The organism is Pontimonas sp., assembly GCF_031581085.1.
Classification (GTDB): Bacteria; Actinomycetota; Actinomycetes; order Actinomycetales; family Microbacteriaceae; genus Pontimonas.
Genome location: NZ_JAVLBO010000042.1, coordinates 1 through 3,744, shown reverse-complemented (window position 1 = coordinate 3,744; position 3,744 = coordinate 1). Strand labels below are relative to the sequence as shown.

Here is a 3,744-nt window from a genome sequence, read left to right as displayed (position 1 = left end):
GTCGTCTTCGCCGACAATTGCGGCTTCGACTCGGGGTCGGTTGGCCTTCGTGCCCGCCTCCACCACTGTGCCCCAGGATTGGCATTCACCGCAGCGACCAACCCACTTAAGCGTCGTCCACCCGCACTCATCGCATTTGTAAGCGGCAGCGGTCTTAGGCATGACTGAAGGCTACCCCGAGCCGCTGACGTGGCGCGGGGAGACAGGGCCGGCCGTGGAGAGGTCCTTGTAAGGCTGTGAAAAACCCGTAACTCGTGTAGTACATATGAATAACATTTAATCTGCGATGCAATCCAACGAAAGACAATATGTCAGATCAGCCGCGAAGAAATAATGAATACGAGGAGCTTCTCGAGGCAGAAGCCCTCCACAGTGAACAGTACACAGATGCACCGCTGAAACCTGGAACCCGAGTGTCTCGGCCGGGAGGAAAGCGGGGCGTGGTGTTTTCTCTTCGACTGTTTGACTCCGAACACGATGCCTTGGTGGACCAAGCCCACCGACGCGGCCTGCCGCCTTCCCGACTGGCGAGAGAGCTCATTGTGGAAGGGCTTCAGGCATCAGAGAGGCCGAGTGACCGAGGAGAGATTGCGAGGACGCTCCGCAGCATCGCTGCGGAACTCGAAAAAGAGGTTTAGTGGGGCTCTCCAAGATTTTCGCGGAGCTGGAGCTGTGTACAATCGTGGGCGGTACCGTGTCCGAGCGGCCGAAGGTGCAACTCTCGAAAAGTTGTGTGGGTTAACGCCCACCGTGGGTTCAAATCCCACCGGTACCGCCATTTGATGTAGGTCCTCGGGACCCCCATCCAACCACTTTGCTAGGGCTGGAGTCGGTTGGGCCCTCTGAAGAGATAAGTGGTCTCTCGAATGCTGGTTTGTTCCAACATCAGCATGATGACTCTGGCTAGTCCCATACCAAAACCGCCGTGTGGGGGGACTCCGTAGCGGAAGAAGTCGAGGTAGTGCTCGAGGTCTTCTAAGGACATGCCTTTGTCTCGCGCTTGGGCTTCCAACACATCAATCCGGTGCTCACGCTGAGCACCGGTGGCAATTTCGGTGCCGTTGTAGAGCAGGTCGTATGACTTGGTCAGCGCTGGGTTGTCGTCGTGTCGCATGTGGTAGAACGGCCGAATTGCGGTGTCGTAGTCCGTGACAAACACAAAGTCGCTGCCTGTTTCCGCCTTAATCAGTGCCGAGAGGCGCCGTTCGGCCTCAGGGTCAAGGTCGCCGTCTTCGCGGACAATCTCGTAACCATCGGCGGCGACCTTGTCCCTGGCTTCTTGGAGGGTGACTCGGGGGAAGGCGCCGGTGGGGGTAGCAAGTTCCACGCCAAGTTGATCACGTATAGCCTCGCCGTGTTGTTCCACCACGGACTGGATACCTGCGGTCAGGAGTTCTTCGTGCATGACCATGACGTCTTCGTGGCTGTCGATCCAACTGACCTCCATGTCCACCGAAGTAAATTCGGTGGCATGGCGAGCCGTAAACGACGGGTCGGCCCGAAAGGCCGGAGCAATTTCGAAGATGCGGCCAAAACCTGCCGATTGCGCCATCTGTTTGAAAAACTGCGGTGACTGCGCCAAATACGCAGTGGTCTCAAAGTAGGGGACTTCGAAAAGTTCCGCTCGGGATTCACTGGCACTGGCCATCAGCTTCGGGGTGTGAATTTCGATGAAGTCGCGCTCAATCCACCAACTACGCAGTGCGTGTTCAAACGTTGTTTGAACACGAAAGAGCAGCCCGGCATCTGGGCGTCTGAGGTCAACAAAGCGCCAGTCCATCCGCTTATCGACACTGGAATCTTCGGCGATGGGAAGCTCTGGTAGGGACAGCGATGCGAGATCCACTGAGCCAATCTTGACCTCTAACCCGCCAAGCTTTACCCGCTCATCGTGTTTCAGGGTTCCTACAACACTCAGCATGCTGCCGTGGGTAAGAGTCGATATCGACTCGGTCAGTTCGAGGGCTTCGGGGTTGGCATCTGCTGCTTCGTCCCCTTCCCTGGTGGCGGGGTTTACCAGTTGAAGGGAGCCGGTTTCATCGCGAAGGATGACAAACTGCACCTTTTTTTGATCCCGGACAGTCTCAACCCAGCCAGAAACGCTCACCTCGCTGCCGTCTGGAAGGTGGGCAAGGTCGCGAATGAGAGTCCTAGTGGTCACGAGGCCCGAGTCTACTGTTCTAAGCCAATCCAGAGGGCTACCCTGGGAGTATGAGCCCGCTTGCCCCAGGAATTTCTCACCGCCTGTCCCAGATTGCGCCGTCCGCGACCCTGAAAGTCGACCAAAAAGCCAAAGCCCTCAAAGCAGAGGGCCGGCCGGTGATTAGTTTTGCGGCCGGCGAACCCGACTTCCCCACACCCGCTCATGTGGTGGAGGCCGCCGCTGCTGCGGTTCGGGACCCCAAAAACCACCGCTACACCCCCGCAGTCGGGTTGCCCGAGTTGCGACAGGCCATTGCGGAGAAAACGGCGCGGGATTCCGGCTGGAGTGTCGATGCTTCCCAAGTGGTGGTGACAAACGGCGGAAAACAGGCTGTGTATCAGGCATGCCAGGCCGTGTTGGACGCTGGCGATGAAGTGTTAGTTCCCGCCCCCTACTGGACGACCTATCCGGAAGCGATTGAGCTGACCGGTGCGAAAGCCGTGTCGGTCTTTGCCGGAGCTGACCAAGACTACAAAGTCACGGTGGAACAGCTCGAGGCGGCCCGCACAGAAAATACTGCGGCGATCTTGTTTGTGTCGCCGTCTAACCCCACCGGTGCGACCTACACCTTCGAAGAAACACGGGCGATTGGCTTGTGGGCGACAGAGCACAATATTTGGATCATCGCTGACGAGATTTACCAAAATCTCGTCTACGACGACCTGTCGGACCCACACTCTCACGCCGTGTCGATCACTGAGGCGGCACCAGAAGCAACGGGTAACACCATCCTGGTGAACGGTGTGGCAAAAACCTATGCGATGACCGGATGGCGGCTGGGTTGGATGGTCGGACCAGAAGCTCCCATTAAAGCTGCTGCGAACCTGCAATCACACCTTTCCAGCAATGTGGCAAACGTCTCACAGATTGCCGGGCTTGCGGCACTCACAGGCGACCAGTCGGAAGCACTTGCCATGCGGGAGCGGTTTAACACCAGACGCCTCGCCATTGTGGAAGGACTAAACGCCATTCCTGGTGTGGTGTGCCCAGAGCCCACCGGAGCGTTCTATGTCTACCCCGATGTGCGGGGATTGCTCGAAAAAACCTTCGGCGGTGTTACTCCGACCACGTCTCTTGAACTTGCCGACCTGATCCTGGAGCAGTGCGAGGTCGCCGCGGTACCGGGCGAAGCTTTCGGACCCAGTGGGTATCTGCGCTTTAGCTACGCCCTAGGTGATGATGACCTCGCCGAAGGAGTACGTCGACTACAAGCCTTCTTCGGAGCCTAGAACCCCGCTCAACACCTGCGGTCGGTGGTGTCGAATCGGCTTCCACGATCGAAGCGATTGTGGTCCAAAACAGCATTGGCCCAAAACAGCATTGGCCTAAAAAACCGTGACGCAAGACCCCTTTGGCGGGAAACTGATGGTGGTTAGTCGAGAGGGATGCCCACCAGCGTCGGCTCTGGTTGAAGAACCACACCGAAAGTGTTTGCCACGTGGGTGCGGATATACCTCGCAAGTGAACCCACATCTTCTGCGTCTGCACCACCGGGGTTAGTAATCGCCAGAGTGTGTTTTGTCGACACACGAGCTTTACCG

Annotated in this window: 4 protein-coding genes, 1 tRNA gene and 1 pseudogene; 3 read left to right on the top strand and 3 right to left on the bottom strand. The window is 57.6% G+C overall.

Annotation, left to right across the window (positions count from 1 at the left end; all coding sequences use genetic code 11):
• A pseudogene (locus RI518_RS07565) lies at positions 1-162 on the bottom strand (DNA repair protein RadA); the annotation flags it as partial.
• 146 nt (positions 163-308) lie between these two features.
• Here RI518_RS07565 and RI518_RS07560 point away from each other — a divergent pair.
• Together RI518_RS07560 and RI518_RS07555 are read left to right on the top strand one after the other, a co-directional pair.
• Positions 309-638 (top strand): hypothetical protein, encoded by a 330-nt coding sequence (locus RI518_RS07560; protein ID WP_310689775.1) that lies wholly within the window; start codon positions 309-311, stop codon positions 636-638.
• A 50-nt stretch (positions 639-688) separates the two neighbouring features.
• Positions 689-778, top strand: a tRNA-Ser gene (locus RI518_RS07555).
• A gap of 39 nt (positions 779-817) precedes the next feature.
• Here the strand turns inward: RI518_RS07555 and aspS are convergent.
• Entirely contained in the window at positions 818-2,161 is a 1,344-nt protein-coding gene (aspS, locus tag RI518_RS07550) for an aspartate--tRNA(Asn) ligase (protein ID WP_310689774.1), read from the bottom strand.
• Between the two features lie 50 nt (positions 2,162-2,211).
• Here aspS and RI518_RS07545 point away from each other — a divergent pair, with 50 nt between their 5' ends.
• The gene (locus tag RI518_RS07545; protein ID WP_310689773.1) at positions 2,212-3,432 is read left to right on the top strand and encodes a pyridoxal phosphate-dependent aminotransferase; all 1,221 of its coding nucleotides are present in this window, start codon (positions 2,212-2,214) and stop codon (positions 3,430-3,432) included.
• Between the two features lie 143 nt (positions 3,433-3,575).
• Here the strand turns inward: RI518_RS07545 and RI518_RS07540 are convergent, their stop codons facing one another.
• Positions 3,576-3,731, bottom strand: a complete 156-nt coding sequence (locus tag RI518_RS07540) for a hypothetical protein (protein ID WP_310689776.1) — start codon at positions 3,729-3,731, stop codon at positions 3,576-3,578.
• Positions 3,732-3,744 lie beyond the last annotated feature (13 nt).

What these genes read in the sequence shown, in the direction of transcription:
- RI518_RS07545 (WP_310689773.1), top strand. Translation starts at nt 2,212, where the DNA reads ATGAGCCCGCTTGCCCCAGGAATTTCTCACCGCCTGTCCCAGATTGCG.
- RI518_RS07560 (WP_310689775.1), top strand. Translation starts at nt 309, where the DNA reads ATGTCAGATCAGCCGCGAAGAAATAATGAATACGAGGAGCTTCTCGAG.